At 59.0% G+C, this 757-nt stretch carries 1 protein-coding gene; it reads left to right on the plus strand.

Features of this window, described 5'->3' with window-relative positions; translation table 11 throughout:
• Window positions 1-531: 531 nt before the first annotated feature.
• The coding region (locus tag JF66_RS22560) for an NAD(+)--rifampin ADP-ribosyltransferase (protein WP_197059504.1) at window positions 532-757 on the plus strand (226 nt) is incomplete at its 3' end.

Consider the following 757-nt stretch of genomic DNA (forward strand, 5'->3'; position numbering starts at 1 on the left):
GATTCCGCGAACAATCTCTTCTGCGAGCAGGAGAGATTCGGGTGTGTTACTAACCACAGAGACTTCCATTCCTTGGGACTGCTATCGATTTGACTGACCGGTTGGGTTTGTAGTTTCTACGCATCGTGACTCGACGGGATTGCGAGCCCGGCACAGCACAGCCGACTTGCATCCTCCCGAGGGCATCCAACAGCCCTGTTCATGTATAGCGCACGCAAGGATTTGCCAAGACGCGCAAGAATCTGGCGCTCAGCCTCCCCGCCTCAACTCTAATGAGACGCCTCGTAACCCATTGGATACGAGACGGCAGGAACGGCCTGAACCTTGTCGCGTTAGAGGCACCTGCGCGCGAATCCTCACCGGGCGGGTCCTGCGGGCACCGACCGCCCGATCGCGATGCGGAGCGCAGTCGTCGCGCGGGAGTGTCCGTAGGGGGTCCGGCTTTCGGGCGTTTTTGTCATAACATGGAGCATTGTTGCGGCAAGGGGTCGGCCGGGCTTAGATTTCGAATCGAATTTGTAGGGGGTGTGTATGACGAAAGAGCCCAAACCATTCGAAGTCCACGAGTCGGGGGCCTTGTTTCATGGGACGAAAGCGAACCTGGCAGTGGGGGACCTGTTGTTGCCCGGACGCGGCTCGAACTTTGAAGAAGGAAGGACAGCGAACCACGTCTACGCGACGGCAACCTTGGATGCCGCAACGTGGGGGGCTGAACTGGCCGCAGGGGAAGGCCGTGGACGGATCTACATCGTGGAAC

Origin of the sequence: Cryobacterium sp. MLB-32 (genome assembly GCF_000738085.1) — a bacterium.
In the GTDB taxonomy this organism is placed as follows: domain Bacteria; phylum Actinomycetota; class Actinomycetes; order Actinomycetales; family Microbacteriaceae; genus Cryobacterium.